General features: G+C 67.0%; 19 protein-coding genes, 1 tRNA gene and 2 pseudogenes. 14 read left to right on the top strand and 8 right to left on the bottom strand.

The features are described 5' to 3' along the window. The first annotated feature begins 35 nt into the window (after positions 1 to 35). A pseudogene (locus FVA80_RS16865) lies at positions 36 to 1,452 on the top strand (histidine kinase). Between the two features lie 37 nt (positions 1,453 to 1,489). On the opposite strand, the gene rpoH reads toward FVA80_RS16865, so the two are convergent. Then, a complete protein-coding gene (rpoH, locus tag FVA80_RS16860; RefSeq protein WP_147853264.1) occupies positions 1,490 to 2,383 on the bottom strand; it encodes an RNA polymerase sigma factor RpoH in 894 nt (297 codons plus the stop codon). A gap of 259 nt (positions 2,384 to 2,642) precedes the next feature. Further along, on the bottom strand, positions 2,643 to 3,623 hold the full coding sequence (locus FVA80_RS16855) for an RluA family pseudouridine synthase (protein WP_246691990.1): 981 nt from the start codon (positions 3,621 to 3,623) through the stop codon (positions 2,643 to 2,645). A 106-nt stretch (positions 3,624 to 3,729) separates the two neighbouring features. Between FVA80_RS16855 and FVA80_RS16850 the strand changes: the two genes are divergently transcribed. The 5 genes and pseudogenes from FVA80_RS16850 to msrA all read left to right on the top strand — a co-directional run bounded on the left by FVA80_RS16850 (position 3,730) and on the right by msrA (position 7,588). Further along, positions 3,730 to 3,805 (top strand) — tRNA-Glu (locus FVA80_RS16850). Between the two features lie 630 nt (positions 3,806 to 4,435). Then, positions 4,436 to 4,831 (top strand): hypothetical protein, encoded by a 396-nt coding sequence (locus FVA80_RS16845; RefSeq protein WP_147908914.1) that lies wholly within the window; start codon positions 4,436 to 4,438, stop codon positions 4,829 to 4,831. Positions 4,832 to 4,988: 157 nt separating this feature from the next. Beyond that, positions 4,989 to 6,014 (top strand): IS3 family transposase, encoded by a 1,026-nt coding sequence (locus FVA80_RS16840; protein WP_348642427.1) that lies wholly within the window; start codon positions 4,989 to 4,991, stop codon positions 6,012 to 6,014. Positions 6,015 to 6,657: 643 nt separating this feature from the next. After that, positions 6,658 to 6,863: pseudogene (locus tag FVA80_RS16835) on the top strand (ATP-binding protein); the annotation flags it as partial. A 206-nt stretch (positions 6,864 to 7,069) separates the two neighbouring features. Continuing rightward, entirely contained in the window at positions 7,070 to 7,588 is a 519-nt protein-coding gene (gene msrA / locus FVA80_RS16830; RefSeq protein ID WP_147908913.1) for a peptide-methionine (S)-S-oxide reductase MsrA, read from the top strand. A gap of 55 nt (positions 7,589 to 7,643) precedes the next feature. On the opposite strand, the gene FVA80_RS16825 is transcribed toward msrA, so the two are convergent. The 4 genes from FVA80_RS16825 to FVA80_RS16810 all read right to left on the bottom strand — a co-directional run bounded on the left by FVA80_RS16825 (position 7,644) and on the right by FVA80_RS16810 (position 9,822). Then, the gene (locus FVA80_RS16825; protein WP_147908912.1) at positions 7,644 to 7,853 is read right to left on the bottom strand and encodes a hypothetical protein; all 210 of its coding nucleotides are present in this window, start codon (positions 7,851 to 7,853) and stop codon (positions 7,644 to 7,646) included. 458 nt (positions 7,854 to 8,311) lie between these two features. Continuing rightward, positions 8,312 to 8,815: a MucR family transcriptional regulator gene (locus FVA80_RS16820; protein ID WP_246691988.1), complete on the bottom strand. Its 504-nt coding sequence runs from the start codon at positions 8,813 to 8,815 to the stop codon at positions 8,312 to 8,314. 180 nt (positions 8,816 to 8,995) lie between these two features. After that, positions 8,996 to 9,175, bottom strand: coding sequence for a hypothetical protein (locus tag FVA80_RS16815; RefSeq protein ID WP_147908911.1), 180 nt, complete (start codon positions 9,173 to 9,175; stop codon positions 8,996 to 8,998). Between the two features lie 14 nt (positions 9,176 to 9,189). Next, on the bottom strand, positions 9,190 to 9,822 hold the full coding sequence (locus tag FVA80_RS16810; protein ID WP_147908910.1) for an acyl-homoserine-lactone synthase: 633 nt from the start codon (positions 9,820 to 9,822) through the stop codon (positions 9,190 to 9,192). 172 nt (positions 9,823 to 9,994) lie between these two features. Between FVA80_RS16810 and FVA80_RS16805 the strand changes: the two genes are divergently transcribed. Both FVA80_RS16805 and FVA80_RS16800 read left to right on the top strand, forming a co-directional pair. Continuing rightward, positions 9,995 to 10,726 (top strand): autoinducer binding domain-containing protein, encoded by a 732-nt coding sequence (locus FVA80_RS16805; RefSeq protein ID WP_147908909.1) that lies wholly within the window; start codon positions 9,995 to 9,997, stop codon positions 10,724 to 10,726. 44 nt (positions 10,727 to 10,770) lie between these two features. Next, positions 10,771 to 11,001 carry a hypothetical protein gene (locus tag FVA80_RS16800; protein ID WP_147908908.1) on the top strand — a complete coding sequence of 77 codons (231 nt, stop codon included), beginning with the start codon at positions 10,771 to 10,773 and terminating at the stop codon, positions 10,999 to 11,001. A gap of 219 nt (positions 11,002 to 11,220) precedes the next feature. On the opposite strand, the gene FVA80_RS16795 is transcribed toward FVA80_RS16800, so the two are convergent. Together FVA80_RS16795 and FVA80_RS16790 are read right to left on the bottom strand one after the other, a co-directional pair. Continuing rightward, entirely contained in the window at positions 11,221 to 12,786 is a 1,566-nt protein-coding gene (locus FVA80_RS16795) for a GMC family oxidoreductase (RefSeq protein WP_187193726.1), read from the bottom strand. A gap of 8 nt (positions 12,787 to 12,794) precedes the next feature. Further along, positions 12,795 to 14,357 (bottom strand): ABC transporter substrate-binding protein, encoded by a 1,563-nt coding sequence (locus FVA80_RS16790; protein ID WP_147908906.1) that lies wholly within the window; start codon positions 14,355 to 14,357, stop codon positions 12,795 to 12,797. A 249-nt stretch (positions 14,358 to 14,606) separates the two neighbouring features. Here FVA80_RS16790 and FVA80_RS16785 point away from each other — a divergent pair, with 249 nt between their 5' ends. From FVA80_RS16785 to FVA80_RS16760, 6 genes are all read left to right on the top strand, one after another. Further along, positions 14,607 to 16,190 (top strand): ABC transporter substrate-binding protein, encoded by a 1,584-nt coding sequence (locus FVA80_RS16785; RefSeq protein WP_147908905.1) that lies wholly within the window; start codon positions 14,607 to 14,609, stop codon positions 16,188 to 16,190. Beyond that, positions 16,187 to 17,173, top strand: coding sequence for an ABC transporter permease (locus FVA80_RS16780; RefSeq protein ID WP_147908904.1), 987 nt, complete (start codon positions 16,187 to 16,189; stop codon positions 17,171 to 17,173). Before FVA80_RS16785 ends, FVA80_RS16780 begins: the two co-directional genes overlap by 4 nt. Further along, the gene (locus tag FVA80_RS16775) at positions 17,173 to 18,009 is read left to right on the top strand and encodes an ABC transporter permease (protein ID WP_147908919.1); all 837 of its coding nucleotides are present in this window, start codon (positions 17,173 to 17,175) and stop codon (positions 18,007 to 18,009) included. The genes FVA80_RS16780 and FVA80_RS16775 overlap by 1 nt, the downstream gene beginning before the upstream one ends. Further along, a complete protein-coding gene (locus tag FVA80_RS16770) occupies positions 18,006 to 19,655 on the top strand; it encodes an ABC transporter ATP-binding protein (RefSeq protein ID WP_147908903.1) in 1,650 nt (549 codons plus the stop codon). The genes FVA80_RS16775 and FVA80_RS16770 overlap by 4 nt, the downstream gene beginning before the upstream one ends. 98 nt (positions 19,656 to 19,753) lie before the next feature. Further along, complete coding sequence (locus FVA80_RS16765) at positions 19,754 to 20,653, top strand: fatty acid desaturase (protein ID WP_147908902.1); 900 nt, start codon at positions 19,754 to 19,756, stop codon at positions 20,651 to 20,653. After that, the gene (locus FVA80_RS16760) at positions 20,650 to 21,678 is read left to right on the top strand and encodes an alpha/beta fold hydrolase (protein WP_147908901.1); all 1,029 of its coding nucleotides are present in this window, start codon (positions 20,650 to 20,652) and stop codon (positions 21,676 to 21,678) included. The genes FVA80_RS16765 and FVA80_RS16760 overlap by 4 nt, the downstream gene beginning before the upstream one ends. Positions 21,679 to 21,775: the final 97 nt, after the last annotated feature.

Here is a 21,775-nt window from a genome sequence, read left to right as displayed (position 1 = left end):
GCCGGGCGACGGCCGAAGGCGCGGACCTGGGCAACATGGCCGATTATTACCCGCTTCTGGCACGCGCGCTCGATGCGCTGCCCGACCGATCACCCGCCCTGCGCAAGGCGGTCTACGACCGCGCCCGCAACGCCCTCATCAGTCAGCTCCGCTCGCTGGATCCCCCGCTCTCGGAAGCGGATATCGATCTCGAACGCCGGGCGCTCGACACTGCGATCGAACGGCTCGAAGTCGATCACGGGGGGCTTCCGGCGCCGGCCAACGACGCCGCGGTCGCCCCGCTGGAGACAAGCCCCCGGCCGGCCCCGCCCGCGGAGATCCCAGAGCCGGCGCCGCCCATTCCTTCGCCGCCAACCCCGTCCCCGAGCCCATCCCGGTCCAGGCGCCGGAGCCGGTTCTACCGCCGCGCCGCCGCCCTTCGCCCCAGCGGCTGCGCAGGAGCCGGAACTACGCGACGCGCCGATCGCGATTTCCTCACGGCGGCCGGGGCCGTCGCCGGCCGCTGCGACCTTTGAGGAGCCGCAGCCCGAGGCCGATCTGGCCCCCGACACCGGGGATGACGCGGATCCCGCGGCGGCATCAGGCGACGGCGGCAACGGTCGCCAGCGTCCACGGATCGAGGTCGTCCCGCCGCGGTCGGGGCGCTCGCGCATCCTGCGCAACGCCTTCGTGGGAAGCGTCCTGGCGATCGTGATCGGATTGATCGCGGTGGCGGCGTTCCTGCTTCGCGACCGGCCCCAGAATCTGCCGTCCAGCTCGACCGAGACCGCAGATTCGCAGCAGACGGACAGCGAAACGAAGTTCGGCGACCGGGTCGGCGGCGAGTCCGCACCCGCACCGCGGACGCCCCCACGTGCGGAGAACGGCACGCCGCCTCGCGTCGCGCCGGCGCCGGCCCAGTCAAACCTTGCCGTCGCCCAGCGTGCGGAACTGATCGAGGAGGGGACGGGCACCGACAATGCGCAGCCGACGCGGACGACCGGCCGGGTAACTTGGCGGCTCGACACGGTGAATGGCGAGCAGGGTCAGCCGCTCCAGAACGCCGTGGTCGCGACCGTGACGATCCCGGATGCCGGGCTGACGCTGGTGATGACGATCCAGCGCAATCTCGACGCGACGCTGCCGGCCTCACATACGGTGAGCCTCGCCTTCACCCAGCAGAGTGGGACGGGGCGGACGGTGCAGGATGTCGGCCTGCTCCAGTCCAAGGACGACGAGAACGGGCGCGGCTCGCCGGTCTCCGGCCTGCCGGTGCGGGTCCGAGACAACCTGTTCCTCATCGGTCTGTCGTCGCTACAGAACGACGTCGATCGCAACACGGACCTGCTGCTCCACCGCAACTGGTTCGATCTGGCCGTCCGCTACACCTCGGGCAAGCGCGCGGTGCTAACCTTCGAGAAGGGCAGCGCCGGCGCCCAGGTGTTGCAGAGCGCTTTCGACGCTTGGCAGTAATCGTGGCCGGCGCGCTCCGGCGCGCCGGATTGCACGGTCAGTGAGCCTCGATGCCGGTGCGCGGCAATTCGCGGTTGGCGATGTTGCGCTTCACCGCCTCCTGCACCTTCTCGAACGCCCGAACCTCGATCTGGCGCACACGCTCACGTGAGACGCCGAACTCGCCGGATAGGTCTTCCAGCGTGATCGGATCGTCCGCGAGGCGCCGGGCCTCGAAGATCCGCCGCTCCCGCGGGTTCAGCACGCCGAGGGCGTCGCGCAGGGCCGATAGGCGGTTCTGCCCCTCCTGTTCACGGGCCAGCACCGTCTCCTGGCTCGGGGCGTTGTCGACCAGCCAGTCCTGCCACTCACCTTCGCCTTCCTCGCGCAGGGGAGCGTTGAGCGACGTGTCACCGGACAGGCGCCGGTTCATGTCGATCACGTCCTGCTCGGGCACGCCCAGGCGAGTCGCGATCTGCTTGACCTGATCCGGCCGCAGGTCGCCCTCGTCCAGCGCCGAGATCTTCCCCTTCGCCTTGCGGAGGTTGAAGAACAGCTTCTTCTGGTTGGCGGTGGTCCCCATCTTCACGAGCGACCAGGAGCGCAGGATGTATTCCTGGATCGCCGCCTTGATCCACCACATGGCGTAGGTCGCAAGCCGGAAACCCTTGTCGGGATCGAAGCGCTTGACCGCCTGCATGAGGCCGACATTGCCCTCGGACACGACCTCGCCAATCGGCAGGCCATAGCCGCGATAGCCCATGGCGATCTTGGCCACGAGACGCAGGTGCGAGGTTACCAGCCGATGTGCGGCCTCACGGTCGCCGGCATCCCGCCAACTCTTGGCCAGCGTAAATTCTTCCGTCGGCTCCAGCATAGGGAACTTGCGGATCTCGTCGAGGTAGCGCGAGAGGCCACCTTCATTGGCGAGCACGGGCAGCGTACCGGCCATGGCATTCTCCTGGACTCTTGTCCCCCTGACGGGCGGACGCGACGGGCAACAGTGCCGTCCACTCGGGCCGCTCTTGAGCCGACCCTCCCGACCACCCATGTCATACGGGTACGTCGGACGGGCCGGTCGCGGTTGGGCACCCCCATATTGCCATCAACGCGCGACCGGCCGATTGGTCGTACCATGTCACGATCTGACGCGGCTCGCCGTGACCTTTCGCACGCCGCGCGGCTACGGTTTCATCCCCGATTCTAAGCCGTCAAGCTTTCGCCAGGGCGTTCACCAGCGCGGCGATATCGGGCGGGATCGGGCTTTCGAACCTGAGGGTCTCGCCGGTGCGCGGATGCCTGAAGCCCAGCAGTTCCGCGTGCAGCGCCTGACGTCCCAGCGTGGCGAGCGCGTCGCGTGCATCCGGCGACAGCCGGGCCGCCTTGGTGCGGAACGCGCCGCCATAGACCGGATCGCCCAGAAGCGGGTGGCCGCGATGGGCGAGGTGGACGCGGATCTGGTGCGTTCGGCCCGTCTCGAGGCGGCAGCGCACGAGGGCGACCTCCGGGTAGGTCTCGGCGACCGCGTAATGCGTGACGGCGTGCCGCCCGGCCTCCTCGGAGACCACGGCGATCTTCTCGCGGTTGTGGCGCGACCGGGCCAGGCTCGCCTGGATCGTTCCCGCTCGCGGATGCGGCACGCCCCAGACCAAAGCCGCGTAGGCCCGCTCCAACGGCCCCGTCCGGCCATGGTCCGCGAACTGCGCCGTCAGTCCCTGATGGGCTGCATCGTTTTTCGCGACCACGATCAGGCCGCTCGTGTCCTTGTCGAGGCGATGGACGATGCCGGGCCGGCGCACGCCGCCGATCCCCGACAGGCTCGCGCCGCAATGGCCGAGCAACGCGTTGACCAGGGTTCCGCTCTCGTGACCCGGCGCCGGATGCACCACCAGCCCGGCCGGCTTGTCGATCACGACGAGGTCGTCGTCCTCGTAGGCGATCACCAGGTTCACGGCCTCGGCCGCGGGTTGGGCATCCGCGGCCGGTGGCACGTCCAGGCTGATCTGTGCTCCGACGGCGACCTTCGCAGATGGGTCGCGCACCTGCGTGCCATCCCGGCGCACGCAGCCCGTGCGCACGAGATCCTGGAGCCGCGCCCGCGACAGATCCGGAAACAGCGCCACCAGCGCCCGGTCGAGCCGGATCCCCCCCTCGGCCACGGTCCCGACCCGCTCTTCGTCGTTTGCGTTCACCACGACCTCAATCTGCGCTCCACCGCACCGAACCGTGCGGAATCTCGAGAGAAGGCCCTTGCTCCCCCGGCGGGGCGTGGCTATAGCACCTGCGCGCCGCCGGAAAGCTCCCATCGTCTAGCGGTCTAGGACGTCGCCCTCTCACGGCGAAAACAGGGGTTCGATTCCCCTTGGGAGCGCCAGTGGTCTTCTCTAAGCCACTGTAAGCGCAGTAGGAACAGTCACTTAGCCTCCGTGGTGCCCTAAATTGGGGATACAAACGGGGGCATCAAGTGAGCCTTCTGTTCCGTCGCATGCCCTACCTCATTCAGTCCCGACATGGCGTGTGGAAGTACCGCCGGGTCATCCCTGAGCCTCTGAGGAGTCGCGCAGGGAAGCGAGAAATTGTCGTTAGCCTCGGGACCAAGGATGAGCAGGAAGCCGAGCTTCGGAGCCTCAAGGTCCATGCGGATGCTGAGGCCCACCTGAAGGCCTGGAAGCTCCTGGAGAGCGATAAGCCGCCTCGGGACACCCAGGAGCAGGGGAGGGGGCAATCGGCGCTCACGGTCGCGTCCGTGGTCACTCAGAACCACTCTGCTGTGGATGATTGGTATCGGGGCCTTGGGTTCCTTGAGACCCATGGGCTGCCTTACAGGCCGCACCGCAAGGGTATGGATTAGGCTGAGGCTCAGTTTCGTGAGACCATCGTCTCTGAGAAGCTTGGCATTGATCCCCACAATCCTGACACCCGAGACCAGGAGCTTGAGAGGAGCCCCGAAGCCCGCGCGCTCCTTGGTGTCCTCAAGAAGCCTGATCCGACACTAGATGAGGCCGTGACGGTCTACCTCCGGCTCAAGGAGGGCGAGACCTCGGGTATGGGCGTAATGGTGAAGCGCAAGTGGGTGGCCGAGAAGGTCCGTGTCATCGCTTACCTCAAAGAGGCCGTAGGAGCGGACCACACTGTCACATCCCTGACCAGAGACGACGTGCGGATTTATGAGCGCCACCTGAGGGCCAAGGGTCATTCCCCCGGCAGCATTAGGAAGGCCTTCAAGCTATCCAGGGCGATCATCGAGAAATCCCTCCAGGAGTTTGACATCCAGAGGCGGAACCCATTCGACCGCCACACCATCGCTGATCCCACGCCAGACCGTGAGAAGCGCCTGCCGCTGACCAAAGACGAGCTTGCAAAGGAGAGGTGGCTCGGGAAATCTGCACAGTGGGGCTGAGTGGAGTTTCTGCCTGACGGCGGCCAGGATGGCTGCGGATCAGGAGCAATGATGAGCAAGCGACAGCGCCGGAATCACCTCCCGGCCTTCAAGGCGAAGGTGGCTCTGGCTGCCCTGCGAGGCGAGAAGACCCTGGCTGAATTGGCTCAGCAGTTCGATGTCCACCCCAATCAGATTACGACCTGGAAGCTCAGCTTCTCGACGGGGCTGCCGGGGTGTTCGGAGCCGCGGCCAGGCCGGAGGCGGCACCAGCGATCGACGTGAAGACGCTGCACGCCAAGATCGGCGAACTGACGCTGACCAACGATTTTTTGTCCGGCGCGCTCGGCAAGGCCGGTCTTCTGAGCGCAAAGCGATGATCGATCGTGGGCACGACCTACCTGTCGTCCAGCAGGCCAAGGCACTCGGGATCAGCCGGGGCAGCGTCTACTACCTACCGCGCCCGGTCTCAGACGATGATCTCGCCGTGATGCGACGCATGGACGAACTGCATCTCGAACTCCCCTTCGCAGGCAGCCGGATGCTGCGGGATCTCCTCAACAAAGAGGGCATCGCGATCGGGCGTTGCCATGTCGCGACGCTGATGAAGCGCCTGCGCATCGAGGCGCTCTACCGCAAGTCAAACACCTCGAAACCGACGCCTGGGCACAAGATCTACCCGTATCTGCTGCGTGGCCTGACGATCGACCGGCCCAATCAGGTCTGGGCCATGGATATCACCTACGTGCCCATGGCGCGCGGCTTCGTCTACCTCGCCGCCGTGATCGATTGGTTCAGCCGCCGGGTTCTGTCCTGGCGGCTATCGATCACCATGGAGGCTGACTTCTGCGTCGAGGTTCTGGAGGAAGCGCTCGCCCGGCACGGTAAGCCGGAGATCTTCAACAGCGACCAGGGTTCGCAGTTCACCAGCCACGCCTTCACCAGCGTGCTGCGGGAGGCGGGGATCGCTATCAGCATGGACGGCCGAGGCGCGTGGCGGGACAACGTTTTCGTCGAACGGCTGTGGCGGTCGGTCAAATACGAGGAGATCTACCTGCGGGCCTACGACACTGTCAGCACGGCGCGCGCCTCAATCGGCCGGTACCTCGCCTTCTACAATGAGCGCAGGCCTCATTCGAGCCTTGACCGGCGGACCCCCGACCAAGCTTACTTCGACCGGCTGCCGCATCCCGCGGCGGCCTGAAATCGGCAGAAGATCCACTTATCCAAGCCCAGGTCGCTGTTCAGACGAACCAAGCCACCTCTTTCACCGGACCGCTTAGCCATCTGAGATCTCAAAGGAGTAGAACGAATCAAGAAGCTACCGCCTAGAGTGGCACCCCGGCAATGTGCCGTTGGTGAATATCCTCAACTCTCTCGTGTATAGGGCCAGGGCCGCTTACAGAACGTCTGAGGGGGTACACAGCCGACCCACTTTGGGGATACAAAAGTGGACCCTTCAGGGACCGCCGGTCAAATGCCTCAGATCAAAAAACTCCCTGATTATAGCGGCTTACACGGCGATGACTCACGGCGAAAACAGGGGTTCGATTCCCCTTGGGAGCGCCAAAAATATGAAGCACTCAGCTTAGACTGTTCTGGCCGGCGTCCAGTTTGTGCCCAGTCGAGCGGGATGGACGACCCTGGACGATGGTGGCTTCGGTCGGCCATCAGCATGTCGCCAATTCCGACCGATGGAGCGTCGCGCTTGCCTGAACCGTGGGCGTTGGCTCGGGATGGGTTCAAGCTATGCTCAGCGGCACGGTTCCGATCTTGCGGTTTAACCGGCCTCGTCCCCCCTTCATCCCTGCTGCCTCGCAGCCGTGCGCCTATGAAGGTGCACACTGTCGGGCGGCCAGCTCCTGTTCCACCCGATCGGCAAGCTCTCCGAGACCACCTCGATCGTGGTCACCACCAACCTCGCCTTCGGGGAATGGCCCAGCATCTTCGCCGGCGACGCCAAAATGACCCGGCGCTGCTCGACCGGCTCACCCACCATTGCGGGATCGTCGAGACAGGCAAGGAGAACTGGCGCTTCAAGAACCGCGCCTGAGGCCGGCACACGCATCGCGTCCGCTGGCCCCCGATCTGACCGGCTGTGCCCCCTCGACTCGCTTCGCAGGGCTGATCAGGGGCGTCCCGCCACACCCATCCTAGGGGTCAATGATCAACGCTGTTTGACAGCAGGTAGACCGGGCCATGGGGTAAGCGCAGTCGGAGCCCCTATCTAGGAGTGTGCAGGAGCTTACGGAGGACAACATGGGTAGCGAGAGAGCGGTGCTGGCAGGCGGATGCTTCTGGGGTATGCAAGACCTGATCCGGCGTCAGGAAGGCGTGCTGTCGACCCGGGTCGGCTACACCGGCGGCGACGTGCCGAACGCCACTTACCGCAACCACGGCACCCACGCTGAGGCCATCGAAATCGTCTACGACCCGACACGGACGAGCTTCCGGCGCGTGCTGGAGTTCTTTTTCCAGATCCACGACCCCACCACCCCGAACCGCCAAGGCAACGATCGCGGCCTGAGCTACCGTTCGGCGATCTACTACACCGACGACGACCAGCGTCGGGTGGCGGAGGACACCATCGCCGACGTCGACGCGTCCGGCCTGTGGCCCGGGAAGGTCGTGACCGAGGTGGCGCCCGCCGAAGACTTCTGGGAGGCCGAGCCCGAACACCAGGATTACCTGGAGCGGCGGCCCGATGGGTACACCTGCCACTTCGTCAGACCGAACTGGGCCCTTCCCGTACGGTCCGCGGCCGCGCAGAATTCCTGATCCACCGAAAGGCGTTGGCGCACCTGAGCGTCAACGCCGCAACGAGGGGCCGCGATTATCGTAAAGTCGCAGATTCCCCGTCCTCCAGGCGCCGTTCCTCCCCATCGGGACCGCCCCGTGCGACGTGGTCGTTCAGGCGGCCCAGGTGCTCGAAGACGTGTTCGAACGCCGCCGTGACAGCGTTCTCGAATGACCCGTCGCCCTTGCCGTGGGCGTCCTTGAGGGCGCCAAGCAGGGCGCGGTGCTTCTCAGTATCGGCAGACATGCGTTTCTCCCGGCCGGCGACCGTACCGACTTGGTGAGCCAAGCTCCTTCATCGGTCCCGGTTCCTGTCGGGTGACACCCGCTCCGACCGCAGGGTGCCGTTCACCACCGGTCACGCGAGGAGCGGGGCCTGGTAAAGAGCCTGCCGCTCTTTGGGATAGAGGACCGAACCGGATGGTTCGTGCCGAATGCGTTCAATTGCGGCATCAAGCACCTGATCGTTGCAATCTCATCGCTGGCGGCATGACTGCTTCCCGCCAACTGGGGGAAAACCCACGCCATGCTTTTGCCGCCCGTCTCACCGTTGACGTGACCTGACCCCTCAAAAGTCGTCCTCCCTGAGGTATGGCTTTGAGCCATGCTGGCGTTGACCCCGTTTGCCAACCGCGGCCTGTGCAAGGTCTCGGGCTGGTGAGGGTCCCCGGGTCTTGGTCCGGCCGAAAGGTGAGCCTCCGGGTCTCACTCGGCGGCCTGTTGCGGGCGCCGAACACTCTGTGCCCCCGGTACCCCAAGACCGATCGCCTTCGCGATCGCCGAGCGTTGCTCGGCGTAGCTGGGGGCCACAGTCGGGTAGTCGTTGGGCAGGCGGTAGCGGGCACGGTACGTCTCAGGCGTAAGGCCGTGGGCGGTGAGATGTCGCTTTAGGGTTCTGTACAAACGTCCGTCGATAAAGCTCATGATGTGGTCATGCTGGACCGACCTGCGGATCTGTGCAGGACTCGGGACTTCAGTGGTTGCGATGGCTGAACGGAGTTCGTCGGATGGCTGCTCCAGGTTGCAAAGTGCCCAGTGAATGGACTCGAACAAACCTGGCAGATCGGTCGCCGCGATGTGATTGTTGGTGACATAGGCGGCCGTGATCTCAGCTGCCAGCTCAAGGCATGAGTGTGGCAGTGATTCTTGAGAAGACATTTTGGGCATTGGATTTTTCCTTGCATGGCCTTCTGCTGTCGGCGAAAGCATGAGACTGATTCCTCTTGCTGGATCTTGGCATGGCCAGTAAGTATTTTCAGGAATCAGGGGCCTGCCGCTGGATTTTCGGCCGGTTCCAGCGGCAGGACGATGATATTGGTCGGCAACGTAAGATGTGCGGTGGCGCGATTCTTAGGTTCCGCTACCTGGAGATGTTGTGCAGGACGATCGTCATTTCAGCTTGGAAAGGCGAAATCCAAGTTCGATCAGTACAACGTCAACAAGTTCGCGTAGCTGCGGATCGACCAGTTCGTTGACGGTCTGTCGCAGATCCAGGGCCTGCTCGGCGGCGCGCCTTATGAGCTCACCCCCGTTGTCGACATGGCTGCCATCGGCCAACGCGTTGCTCATGAAGGCGGCCTTCTTCAGCTTGCCAACCGGGCGGCGACCCGGCTCTCCGGCGCCAAGACCGAATCCGTGCTCCCGCGCATCTTCTGGAGTTGTCGGAGGCTGCGGCCGTCGAAGCCGGCATTGACCGCGACGATCTCGACGTCATCGATCGTCTGCGGAAGCCCAAGGGGCAGGGCATGGATGTGCAGCTGAAGCAGCCGTAGAAGCCAACTCGTTGGCATCTCGGAGACGAAGCCTTTCAGGCCACGAGGCAGCCCCCACTCGACGATGCCCGTGAGAATGGCCAGAGCGGTTGGATTGAGCCGACGGCCCGAGGTGCGGGCGGGGCCGGCGACGCCGATCCGACTCCACTCGACGATATGCGGCGAGGCGGGTGGCACGCCTTCGCAAAGCTGCGGCAAATGCGTGGACAGAACGTAGGGGCGTAAAGTTGGGAGGAGCCTGGAGTATCCCACAACCTCATCGTCGTCGACTGCGAGAAGATGGACGGCATGTTCATCGTCGAACTCGTCGATCTCACGCTCGTCATCGCGCGCGATTGCCGCCCAGCCCATCTCCTCCACGAAAATTCTATGCCGCAGGCGCCACGCTTGCTCCATTAGCTCTCGGTTATGATCGATATTCGCGGCAGTGATGACTTTAATCATGAAACACCTCCGTGCTTGGTGTGCCCGCCCGACGCGGCGCGCGACACCACGCGAACGCGTGGTGTCCGCCTGTTTGTTGCGCGGTGCGGGCTATTTCCGGAGATGAGGTCTCGGTGCTATCGTCGGTTGAACCGCGGCTCGAAGCTTTCGAGAGCAGACGATAGGGGCTGTCGTGAGCCGAAAATCACTCGATCACACGCTCAAGTTGCTTAAAGAGCTTGACCGAGCCGGCAGCGTTCCCGAGGTGGTTTCAACGGTACACCGCCAACTCGCGGGTTTTGGGATCGACGCGATCATCGCCGGGCTTCTCCCTACATCGTCCGCCTTAACCAGCTTCAATCGGCAGTTCCTGGTGATGGAAAGCGTTCCCGACGAGTGGCGGCAACGGTACCTGCATCGGCGCTACGCCGCACACGATCCGATCGTCGTGCAAACCCTGCACAGGCAGACGGGATTTGGCTGGCGCGACCCCGCACTTCCGTCGCCGACGTCGGAGACCGCTGTTCAAATTATGAACGAGGCGGCCGAGTTCGGCCTTCGCGACGGCTACACGGTCCCCCTGACGACCGTCGAGGGTGAGATCGGCGGGATGAGCTTTGCCGGCCGCCGGCTCGAGATAGCCCCCGAGCATCGCGGAATGCTGACGCTTGTCGCCAGCTACGCCTTCGGTCACGGCCTACTTGTGCGCGGCCAGCCAATCGAACAATCCGCTGGCCTTTCACCGCGCGAGCGTGAGACCCTTCAGTGGACCGCTGAGGGCAAAACCGACTGGGAAATCGGCGAGATCATGGGCATCTCGGAACACGGGGTCGACTCACACCTGCGCGGGGTGCGCACGAAACTTCGAACACGCAATCGGGCTCAGTCTGTGGCCGAGGGTTTCCGGCTCGGTTTGATCGTCTAGGTAGGAGGCATCCCGCATCGGCCGACAGAGGATTCGGATAGCCCTTGGCGCACGACGAGCGAGACGATCATCTCCTGCGATTGATTGCGGCAGCCCTCAGCGTGCCTGCGCAAGTGTTTGCGACTGAAAGTGCTGTCGAACTGGACAAAGCCGGTGATCTGCACGGCACCTACCTGCTCGCCAGGTTGATCCGGGCTTTCCGCGCACTGCCGAACGACGATGAACGGCTTGAGGCGCTCCGCATAATCGAAGCGCGCATAACGCGGACCTCTTGATGCAGGCCGCACATCGCAGGCCGCTGAAGATGGGTCCGGTCACCACCGTCTGAGCGGCCATGAACGACGGGATCTGGCCGAAAAGAAACCGGTTGCGTTCGGTGTTCCGTCGAGAGGAAGCAGCCCTCGTTCCGCGATTCGCACAAGCCTCGCAGGCTCGTCCGAGTGGGCGATGCACGGCAGTGAATCATAAAATTCGGCACATGAAAGAGCTTCAGCTTATTGCTTGGCCATGCTCCGAGCGAGATGTTCGCCGATCATCACGCAGGTGAAGTGCAAGTTGGCCCGGCAATCACTGGGCATGATCGACGCATCGCAGACGCGCAGTCCGCCAATCTCGCGAACCTTGAGATCCGGGTCGACGACGCCGGATGCGTCCTGCCATCCGCTCATGCGGCAGGTGCCGGCCGCGTGCTGGATATCGCCGGCTTCGGCGAGCATCAGGGCATCGAGTTCGGTATCCGGGAGGCGCGCGGCCTCGCCGATCGCGAGCGGGCTTTCTCCGAACCGGATCGCCGTGGCGAGATCGGCCAGGGCCGGCTGCGCCATCAGGTGCGCGAGGCGTCGCACCGCATCGCGCATGCGCAGGCGATCGCGCGGATCGTCCAGCATGTTCTCCTCGATGACCGGATTGATCTCGGGATCGGCCGACGTGAGGTGCAGCGAACCGCGCGAGAACGCATCGTACAGCCCGACGCCGACGGCCCCTTGCGGGGTCGGCTCCGGACCCGTCAGGCCCCGGTGATTGTAGGCGACGAGGATCATGTCGCGCTCGCCGCCGCCCGCGAGACCGCTGGAATACGTCACGCAGCAGTTGGTGTGTCGCGCGTCCGGACCGAACGCCCGGTGGTCGGGCCGCAGATCCATCGTCGCCCGCAGGATCGGGTGATCCATGAAATGGCCGCCGACCGCCTCGCGGGCCTGAAGAACGGGGATGCCGAGGGCGTGGAGCTGCGCGGCCGGGCCGATCCCGGAGCGCATCAGGATGGCCGGGCTATGGATGGCGCCGGCGCACAGGACGATCTCGTGGCCGTGAACTTCGGTCCAGGGCCCCGTCCCGAAGCGGACGCGGATCCCGACCGCGCGGCGTCCCTCGAACAGGACGCGATCGACGAGGGCGCCGCCGCGGATCTCGAGATTGGGCCGCCCGCGTGCCGGCTCGAGGTAGGCGTCGTTGGTGGTGACACGGTGCCCATCGCGACTGTTGATAGGATTGCACGAGACGCCTTCGCCCTCCGGAGCGTTGAGGTTCGCCTTCCAGGGATGGCCGACAGCGAGGGCTGCGTCCCGCAGCCCGAGATCCACCGCGCCCCAGGCCTCCGGCGGCGCACGGTAGACCGGGAGCGGACCGCCACGACGGATGCCGGCCTCCGTGCCGAATTCGGCGTCGTCCTCGATCCGGTCGAAGAGCGGCAGCACGTCACGGGCCGACCAGCCGGTGCAGCCCTGTTCCGCCCAGGCATCGAAGGCCGCCGGGACACCGCGGATCGCGATCTGTGCGTTGACCGTCGAGCTGCCGCCGAGCGCACGCCCACGCCAATAAAAGCGGGGCTCCTGCACGCGCGTCCGCCGGCTCATCAGCCCGGGCCATTGCCAATCCGCCTGGTGGTCCGGATCGTACATGAACGGGACGATGTTGGCCGAGCGCAAGGCCGGCGGGGCCTCGCCGGTGCGCCAGTCGCGCCCCGCCTCCAGCAGGAGCACACGTCGCTTCGGATCTTCCGAGAGGCGTGCGGCGAGCGCGGCCCCCGCGGATCCGGCGCCGACGACGACCACATCGTACAGGGCTGCGCTCATTTCTTCTCAACGTTCCAGAACAGCGGGATGGCGGACGGGATCAGGCCGGTGAGCGTGGTCCGGTAGGCTGCGGGCTGCGCGAATTGGCCGAAGGGCACGACCAGGCCTTCGCCGTAGATGACGGACTGAATCTCGCCCGCGATGTCACGCCGTTTGTCCGGATCGGGCTCGCGGGAGAACCGGTCGAACAGCCCGACCATGCGTGGGTCGCACATGAACCCGGAACTCGCTGCATCCTTGCAATTGAAGTTGATCGCCGAGTTCGTGAGCGGGGAGCTGAGGTCGAGGCCGAGGGCGTGAATGCCGAAGACGTTCCACCCGGCCTTCTTGGTGCGACGCGCGAGCAGGGCCGCCCAATCCATGACCTGGAGATCCACGGTGAAGCCGGCCTGTTTCAGCCGGTCGGCCAGGATCGTCGAGGAGACGCGCGCCGCCTCGAGATCGTTGGCCGCCATCACGATCACGGGCTCGCCCTTGTAGGCGGTCGCCTTCAGGGCGGCTCGGGCCGCCGCCACCGACGGATCGCGCAGGAGTTCGGTCCCGGCATGCGTCTCGTAGGGGGAGCCGCAGATGAAGAAGGCGTCGCAGGTCTGCGAGAAGCGTGGATCCAGGCCGAACCCGTCCAGGACCTCGCGCTGATCCACGAGGCTCAGCAGCACGCGCCGGATCGCCGGGTCGTCGAAGGGCGCGGCCGCCGTGTTGATGCGGTAATGCCCCGTGAACCTGTGCGGGCCGGTGAAGTTCAACACCGCCAGGCCCTTGTTGCGCTCGATCTGTTCGATCAGATCGAAGGGCGCGTACTGCATGAGATCGATCTCGCCCACGCCGAGGGCGCCGACGGCCGTCGCCCCGTCCGGAATGACGCGAATGTCGAGGGCGTCGACCTTCACGACCTTGCCGCCGGCCAGGAAGTCCGCCGGCTCGGGACGCGGCCGATAATCGGCGTTCTTGCGCAACAGCATGTGGTCGCCGGTGATGTGCGCGGCGCGGTCGTAGACGAAGGGACCCGATCCCATGACCTCCGAGAGCTGCGTCGTGGCCGGCGTCGCGGCGAGCCGGGCGGGCATGATGAAGGGCGTCGGGCTCGACGTGGTGCCGAGCGTGTCGAGCACGAGGCCGTAGGGCTCCCGCAGCGTCAGCACGAAGGTTTTGTCGTCCACGGGCTCGAGCGCGTTCGCCACGTCCATCAGCCGGCCGCCGAGTGCGCTGCGGGCTGCCCAGCGCTTGAGCGAGGCGACGCAGTCGGCGGCCCGGACGGGCGTGCCGTCATGGAAGCGCAGGCCGTCGCGCAAGGTGAAGCGCCAGGTCAGGCGGTCATCCGACACCGACCACGTGTCGACCATTTGCGGCTGGAACAGGCCCCGCGCGTCCGGCGCGAACAGCGTGTCGTAGACCATGAAGCCGAAGGTTCGGGTGATGTAGGCCGTGGTGAAATAAGGATCGAGGGTGACGATCTCCGCCTCGAGCACGGCCCGCACCGTCGTCTCCGCACCGGCCGGTGCCGGCGCGAGGAGCGCACCCGCGGCTGCAATCAGCCCGGGAAGCCAGAATCGTCTCATGCGTATTCACCCTGTGTCCGAGCCGGCTAAGCAAGCCGGATACCAGCAAAAGATGGCGTGCCGATCCAGGGGCGTTCGGCGCGATCCGCGAGGGCACCGTGCGGGCCTCCTCACCCACGAATTGGAAGGTTGCCGGGTTAGCGCCACCAGAAGTGGCCTGTTCGATGCATTCGGCTGGAACGGCCCCAGCTCGCCGTGGGGATTGCCGGATCGCCCCGGAGGGCTCCGAGCCGCTTGAAAAGGTCCCGGATGAATCGACGCGATTTCGCCAAGCTCGTGCTCGCCGCAGGTGCGGCGGGGCCGATCCCCTTCGGCGTCACGCGCGCCGCAGGCCAGACCCGCGGCGGCGTCCTCAACACCGTGATCCAGCCCGAGCCGCCGATCCTGGTCTCGGCGCTCAACCAGCAGGCCCCGACGCTCACGGTCTGCGGCAAGATCTACGAGAGCCTGCTCACCTACGATTTCGATCTGACGCCGAAGCCCGGCATGGCCCAGAGCTGGGAGCGCAGCCCGGATGGCCTGACCTACACGTTCAAGCTGTTTCCCGGGATCACCTTCCACGACGGGTCGCCGATGACCTCGGAGGATGTGGTGTTCTCCGTCACGAAGGCGCTGATGGAGGCTCATGCGAGGGCGCGCGGCACGTTCTCGCGCCTTGCGTCCGCCGAAGCGCCGGACCCGCTCACCGTGGTGTTCAAGCTGAAGGAGCCGTTCGCGCCGTTCCTGCACGCTTTCGACGCCACCACCGCGCCGATCATCTCCAAAGCGCTCTACGAGAACACCGATCTGCGGCAGAACCCGAACAACGCCCGGGCGATCGGCACCGGCCCGTTCAAGCTCAAGGAATGGGTCAAGGGATCCCACATCCACCTCGTGCGCCACGAAGGCTATTACCGCAACGGTGAACCCTATCTCGACGAGATCTACTACCGCGTCATTCCGGACGCGGCCTCCCGGGCCGTCGCCCTGGAGAGCGGCACGATCCAGCTGACCCAGTGGAACGACGTCGAGGCCTTCGACGTGCCGCGCCTCAAGGCGCTGCCGAACCTCGACATGACCACGAAGGGCTACGAGTTCTACGCCCCCCATCTCTGGCTGGAGATGAACACGCGCATCGCGCCGATGAACGACCGGCGATTCCGGCAGGCGGTGCTCTACGCCATCGACCGGGAGGCCCTGCGCAAGCGCGTCTTCTTCGGCCTCGGCAAGGTCGCCACCGGCCCGGTCTCCTCGAAGACGCGGTTCTACGAGCCGGACGTGAAGACCTACGAGTATGCCCCGGCCAAGGCAGCGGCGCTCCTGGACGAGATGGGGCTGAAGCCCGGCGCGGGCGGCAAGCGGGTAAGCCTGAAATACCTGGTGCCGCCCTACGGCGAGCTGTGGCAGCGGGTGGCCGAGTACGTGCGCCAGTCCCTCGGCAAGGTCGGGATCGACATCGTGCTGGAAGGCATCGACGTCGGCGGCTGGGCGGCGCGATGCGGCAACTGGGAGTTCGAGATCTCCGCGCCCTGGACCTACCAATACGGGGATCCCGCTCTCGGCGTCTCGCGCTCCTACATCTCCACGAACATCCGCAAGGGCATCCTGTTCTCGAACACCTCCGGATACAGCAATCCGGAAGTCGACAGGTTGTTCGAGGAGGCTGCCGTGGCGCGGGACGACGCGACCCGGCAGGCGCTCTACAGCCGGGTCCAGAAGATCCTGGTCGAGGACGCCGCGGTGGCCTGGCTCACCGAACTCGATTTCCCGACCTTCACCGACAAGCGCATCAAGGATCTCGTCGTCACGGGCAGCGGCGTGAACGACACCTTCGCCCGGGCCTATCGCGCATGAGGACGATGGCCGCCCTGGCCGCCTGGATCGCGCGGACGCTGGCGGTGATCCTGGTCATCGCCAGTGTGAACTTCGCCCTCGTCCACGCGGCGCCCGGCGATCCGGCCCAGGTCATCGCGGGCCAGTCCGGCGCCTCGGACGAGACGCTTCTCCGGCAGCTCCGGGCGGAATACGGCCTCGACAAGCCCTACCCGGTGCAACTCGCGACCTATCTCGGCCGGGTCCTGCGGCTCGACCTCGGCTATTCCTACCGGCAGCAGCGGCCGGTGCTCGGCCTCGTGCTGGAGCGCCTGCCCGCGACCCTGCTGCTCACCGGCACGGCCTTCGCCCTGGCGCTCGGGTCCGGGATCCTGCTCGGTACCCTGTCGGGCGTCCGGGCGGGCCGGTGGTCCGACACGCTGATCGGCCTCGTGGCGCTGGTGCTCTACGCCATGCCGGTCTTCTGGCTCGGCCTGATGCTGGTGCTGGTCTTCTCGGTCCAGCTCGAATGGCTGCCGGCCTTCGGCTACCGCAGCGTCGGCGCGACCCTCTCGCCGCTGGGGCAGGTCGGCGACGTGCTGGCCCATCTGATCCTGCCCGTCCTGTCGCTCGCCGCGGTCTATCTGGCGGTCTACGCCCGCCTGATGCGGAGCTCGATCGTCGAGGTGGCCGCCCAGGATTTCGTGAAGACCGCCCGGGCCAAGGGGCTTACCCGCGGACGCGTGATCCGCGACCACATGATCCGCAACGCGATCCTGCCGGTGGTCACCGTCGCCGGCATGCAGGCCGGGGCGCTCGTGGGCGGCTCGGTGGTGGTCGAGACCGTCTTCGCCTGGCCGGGGCTCGGCCGGCTGGTGTTCGAGGCCCTCAGCCAGCGCGACTACCCGGTCCTGCTTGGGATCTTCCTCGTCATGTCCGTGCTCGTGATCGTCATCAACATGCTGACCGACCTGCTCTCGCGGCTCATCGATCCGCGGATTGACGCCTCCGCGAAGGCCGCGTGATGGGGTTCGTCCGGGCGTTCCTGCGCAATCCCGGCGGGGTGATCGGCCTCGTGCTGCTCGTGGCGGTGGTCGTGGTGGCGATCTTCGCGCCGCTCCTCGTCCCGGTCGATCCCTGGGAGATGGTCGGCGCGCCCTTCGAGCCGCCGCTCAGCCCCGATCTGCCCTTGGGCTCCGACACGATGGGCCGGGACATCGCCGCCGGCCTCGCCCATGGCGCCCGGGTCTCGCTGGCGATCGGCCTCGCCTCGACGCTCGCAGCGCTGCTGATCGGCGTGGCGATCGGGGCGACGGCCGGATGGTTCGGCGGCGTCGTCGACGCCGTGCTGATGCGGATCGCCGAGCTGTTCCAGACGATTCCCGGCTTCATCCTGGCGGTACTGCTGGTCGCGACCCTCGGGCCGTCGCTCGCCCACGAGATCCTGGCGATCGCGGCGATCAGCTGGCCGCCGCTGGCACGCCTGACCCGCGGCGAGTTCCTGCGGCTGAAGAACCGGGACTTCGTGCGGGCCGCCGCCTGCCAGGGCGAGCGCCCCGCGGCCCTGGTCCTGCGCCACATCCTGCCGAACGCCCTGGCGCCGATCATCGTCACCGGCTCGCTCACGGTGGCCACCGCGATCCTGATCGAGAGCGCGCTGAGTTTCCTCGGTCTGGGCGATCCGAACCTGATGTCCTGGGGCTACATGGTCGGCGCCGCCCGCACGGTCATCCGGCAGGCCTGGTGGACGAGCGTCTTCCCCGGCGCCGCGATCCTCGTGACGGTGCTCGCCATCAACCTCGTCGGCGAGGCGCTCAACGACGCGCTCAACCCGCGGCTTGCCCGGCGGAGCGGCGCATGAGCCCGCCGGTCCTCACGATCTCGGACCTCTCCGTAAGCCTGCCGCGGGGCGCCGACCGGGCCCAGGCGGTGAGCGACGTCTCGATCACGGTGGGCGCAAACGAGATCGTCTGCCTCGTGGGCGAGTCGGGGTCGGGCAAGTCGATGATCGCCCACGCGATCCTGGGCCTGCTGCCGTCGGGGGTGACGGTGGCCGGCGGCGCGGTCGCGCTGCGCGGGCGCGACATCGCCACCGCCTCCGAGGCGGAGATGCGCACCGTCCGCGGACGCGAGGCCGCGATGATCTTCCAGGAGCCGCTCAGCGCACTGAACCCGCTGAAACGGATCGGCGAGCAGATCGCCGAGGGCATACGGGCCCATGCGCCGGAAACGCCGCGCTCCGCGGTCGGAGCACGGGTCGGCGCGCTGATCCAGGATGTCGGCCTGCCCGACCCGGCGCGGATCCGGGCCAGCTTCCCGTTCGCGCTGTCGGGCGGCCAGCGCCAGCGGGTGATGATCGCCATCGCCATGGCCAACAATCCGGCGCTGCTGGTGGCCGACGAGCCGACCACCGCCCTCGACGTGACCACGCAGGCGCAGATCCTGGCGCTAATCCGCCGCCTCCAGAGCGAGCGGCAGATGGGCGTCCTGCTGATCACGCACGATTTCGGCGTGGTCGCCGAGATGGCCGACCGCGTCGTGGTGATGCGCGACGGCCGGGTCGTCGAGCAGGGCAGCGCCGAGGCGGTCCTGACCGCGCCGCGCGACCCCTACACCCGGGCATTGATCGCCGCGGTGCCGCATGGCGGCGGCCGCACGCCCCGCAGGACGACGGCGGCGTCGCCGCCGCTGCTCGAGATCGAAGCACTCTCCAAGACCTTCATCACCCGGCAGGGCTGGTTCCGTCCAGCCCGGCGCGTGGTCGCCGCGGACGGGATCTCCCTCACGCTGTCGGCCGGCGAGACGGTGGCGGTGGTGGGCGAGTCGGGGTCGGGCAAGTCGACCCTGGGGCAGATGATCCTGCGTCTGGCCGAGCCGGATTCGGGCCGTGTCCGCTTCGAGGGCCAGGATCTCCTGGCCCTGCGGGGCGAAGCCCTCCGGGTCGCACGCCGCCGCCTCCAGATCGTGTTCCAGGACCCGTTCGCGGCGCTGAACCCGCGCCAGAGGGTCGGCGAGGCGATCGCCCGCGGCCCGATGGCCTACGGCGTGCCGAAGGCCGAGGCCGTCGCCGAGGCACGGGCGCTGCTCGACCGGGTCGGCCTGAAGGCCGGCGCGGCCGACCGCTTCCCGCACGAGTTCTCCGGCGGCCAGCGCCAGCGCATCTGCATCGCCCGGGCGCTGGCGCTCAAGCCGCGCGTCCTCGTAGCGGACGAGGCGGTTTCGGCGCTCGACGTTTCCGTACAGGCCCGCGTGCTCGACCTGCTGGCGGAGCTCCGCGCCGAGTACAACCTCGCGATGCTGTTCATCACCCACGACCTGCGCATCGCGGCCCGGATCGCCGACCGGGTCGCGGTGATGCAGCAGGGCCGGATCGTCGAGGCGGGACCGGCCGCTGCGATCTTCGCCGCGCCCGAGCACCCCTACACGCGCGGCCTCGTGGCCGCGATGCCCGGCCGCCGCCTGTTCGGCGGCCTCGACGCGTCGGCGCCCGAGGCGCGGACCGCCTGAGCGCGTCCGCCGGTTCGGCGACGAAGGCCCGCGGCACCGGCACGGATGATGCACCAGGCGTGTGTTTTTCGAGGCGCCTGCAACTCTCGGGGAGATCCATGGCTTCGGCGAGCGGACGAATTCTGACGGGCGCGGAGGTGAAGGCGCTGTCGCAGCGCTCGGACCTGCGCGGTGCGATGCGCCTCGGCGCGCATGTCCTGATGTTGGCCGGCTCCGGCTGGCTGGTCTGGCGCTCCGGGCCGTGGACGCTGCTGCCCGCCATGCTGCTGCTCGGCATCGTGCAATCGGCGTTGTTCGCGCCGATCCACGAGACGATCCACCTGACCGCATTCCGCTCGCGCCGGGCCAACGCCGTCGTCGGCTGGCTGGTGGCCTGCCCGTCGCTCCTGAACTGGCACTTCTACACGGCCTTCCACTTGGCCCATCACCGCCATACCCAGGACCCCGAGCACGATCCGGAACTCGCGTTGCTGCCCCCCTCCACCCTCGACGCCTATGTCTGGCGCGTGATGGCGCTGCCCTACTGGCGCACCCGCCTCCAAGTGGCTGCGGCCGGCCTGCGCGGCGATCTTTCGGCCTACCCTTTCATCACGGAGCGCGCCGCGCCGCGCATCATCCGGTCGCTCCGGCTGATGTGCGCCGTCCTGCTCGGCGTCTCGGTTCTGGCCATGGTGCTGGTCGGATGGTGGGCGCCCCTGGTGTTCTGGATCGGTCCGCAGCTCCTCGGGCAGCCGTTCCTGCGGCTCTACCTGCTCACCGAGCACACGCTCTGCACTATGGACGACAACGGCCTGACCAACACCCGCACGACCTTGACCAACGGCCTGATGCGTCTGCTCATGTGGAACATGCCGTTCCACACCGAGCATCACCTCTACCCGTCGATCCCGTTCCACCGCCTGCCGGACGCCCACGCGGCGATGCGCGAGCGGCTCGTCGTGCTGCAGCGCGGCTACGCCAAGTGGCATGTCGGCTTCGTCCGGACGTTGCGCCCGTGACCGGCTGGGCCAGCGCCGCCGGAACCTTCGCCCTCGGCGATCTGCCCCTCCAATCGGGCGGCGTGCTGGAGGGGGCGCAGCTGCGCTGGAAGACGCACGGGACCCTCGCCCCCGGGCGCGACAACGTCGTGCTCTACCCGACGAGCTATGCGGCCCAGCATCCCGACCTCGAATGGCTGATCGGCCCGGACGGCGTGCTCGATCCGGAGCGGTGGTTCATCGTCATCCCGGACATGTTCGGCAACGGCCTGTCATCGAGCCCATCCAACACGCCGGACTGGCCCGGCCTCGTCACCGCCTGGGACAACGTCCACGCCCAGCGCCGCCTCCTCGCCGAGACCTGGGGGATCGCGCGGCTGCACGCCGTCTACGGCTGGTCGATGGGCGCGCAGCAAGCCTACCATTGGGCGGCGCTGTTCCCCGAGCAGGTCGCCCGGGCGGTGATCATTTGCGGCAGCGCCCGCACCGCCACCCATAACCGCGTGTTCCTGAAGGGCCTCATGGCGGTGTTGGAGGCTGCGCCCGCGTATCGCGGCGCGGGCCGCTTCTCGGCCGAGCCCGCCGCGTCCCTCCGGGCCTTCGGGCGCATCTACGCCGGCTGGGCGCTCAGCCAGGACTTCTACCGGGCGGACCTGCACCGGACCGCGCTCGGCGCGCCGGACCTCGACACCTTCCTGCGCACCGACTGGGAGGAACGCTTCGCGCGGCGCCCGGCGGCCGACCTCTACGCGCAGCTCTGCACCTGGGACGCGGGCGACATCAGCCGCGATCCACGCTTCGACGGCGACCTGACGCGGGCGCTCGGCGCGATCACGGCCAGGCTGCTGCTGATGCCCGCGGAGACCGACCTCTACTTCCGCGTCGCCGACAATGCGGCCGAACTGCCCGCCCTGCGCGACGCCATCCTGCGGCCGATCCCCAGCATTTGGGGCCACCGCGCCGGCAATCCCTCCACCAACCCGGCCGATGCGGCTTTTCTCCGCGACACGGTACGGGCGTTCCTCGGATCATCCGAAGACATATAAGCGCCGGACCTTCGCAGGCTTGCGAAGCGGCACGTTCCCATGTCCGTCCCGAGCCGGGAACCAGCGTTCCCGTGATCCGACCCACGACGTTTGTCTC

Origin of the sequence: Methylobacterium sp. WL1, assembly GCF_008000895.1 — a bacterium.
Taxonomy (GTDB): Bacteria; Pseudomonadota; Alphaproteobacteria; order Rhizobiales; family Beijerinckiaceae; genus Methylobacterium.
The sequence above is the reverse complement of the archived record's forward strand: the minus strand, read 5'-3'. Positions and strand labels throughout refer to the sequence as shown.

Excerpts from the sequence above, each read along its gene's own strand:
- rpoH (WP_147853264.1), bottom strand. The coding sequence starts at position 2,383 with ATGGCCGGTACGCTGCCCGTGCTCGCCAATGAAGGTGGCCTCTCGCGC.
- FVA80_RS16840 (WP_348642427.1), top strand. The coding sequence starts at position 4,989 with ATGTCCACCCCAATCAGATTACGACCTGGAAGCTCAGCTTCTCGACGG.
- msrA (WP_147908913.1), top strand. The coding sequence starts at position 7,070 with ATGGGTAGCGAGAGAGCGGTGCTGGCAGGCGGATGCTTCTGGGGTATG.
- FVA80_RS16825 (WP_147908912.1), bottom strand. The coding sequence starts at position 7,853 with ATGTCTGCCGATACTGAGAAGCACCGCGCCCTGCTTGGCGCCCTCAAG.
- FVA80_RS16820 (WP_246691988.1), bottom strand. The coding sequence starts at position 8,815 with ATGCTTTCGCCGACAGCAGAAGGCCATGCAAGGAAAAATCCAATGCCC.
- FVA80_RS16815 (WP_147908911.1), bottom strand. The coding sequence starts at position 9,175 with ATGAGCAACGCGTTGGCCGATGGCAGCCATGTCGACAACGGGGGTGAG.
- FVA80_RS16810 (WP_147908910.1), bottom strand. The coding sequence starts at position 9,822 with ATGATTAAAGTCATCACTGCCGCGAATATCGATCATAACCGAGAGCTA.
- FVA80_RS16790 (WP_147908906.1), bottom strand. The coding sequence starts at position 14,357 with ATGAGACGATTCTGGCTTCCCGGGCTGATTGCAGCCGCGGGTGCGCTC.
- FVA80_RS16785 (WP_147908905.1), top strand. The coding sequence starts at position 14,607 with ATGAATCGACGCGATTTCGCCAAGCTCGTGCTCGCCGCAGGTGCGGCG.
- FVA80_RS16780 (WP_147908904.1), top strand. The coding sequence starts at position 16,187 with ATGAGGACGATGGCCGCCCTGGCCGCCTGGATCGCGCGGACGCTGGCG.
- FVA80_RS16775 (WP_147908919.1), top strand. The coding sequence starts at position 17,173 with ATGGGGTTCGTCCGGGCGTTCCTGCGCAATCCCGGCGGGGTGATCGGC.
- FVA80_RS16770 (WP_147908903.1), top strand. The coding sequence starts at position 18,006 with ATGAGCCCGCCGGTCCTCACGATCTCGGACCTCTCCGTAAGCCTGCCG.
- FVA80_RS16765 (WP_147908902.1), top strand. The coding sequence starts at position 19,754 with ATGGCTTCGGCGAGCGGACGAATTCTGACGGGCGCGGAGGTGAAGGCG.